The following is a 222-nucleotide window of genomic DNA, read 5'->3' on the forward strand; positions in this document are numbered from 1 at the left end:
ACTCCGGCAACACCAGCAATTCCGGCAACACCGGCAATTCCGGTAACACTGGCAACACCGGTAACACCGGCAACTCCGGCAACACTGGTAACACCGGCGGCGGTACGAACAACAATTCCGGCTCTTCCGGCTCCGATTCAGGAACAACCACCACGCCCTCCGGCCGACTCTGGCACGCCACCGTAGCCCAGGCTCAGGCCTATGCCGCCGGTGCCGCCGCGC

The 222-nt window shown here is 64.4% G+C and carries 1 protein-coding gene; it reads left to right on the forward strand.

Translation table 11 applies throughout. The features are described 5' to 3' along the window. Positions 1-222, forward strand: a 222-nt coding sequence (locus DKT72_RS19020) for a hypothetical protein (protein WP_220628168.1), incomplete at both ends; no start/stop codon positions are given.

Source organism: Confluentibacter sediminis (assembly GCF_003258355.1).
Lineage (GTDB): Bacteria > Bacteroidota > Bacteroidia > Flavobacteriales > Flavobacteriaceae > Confluentibacter > Confluentibacter sediminis.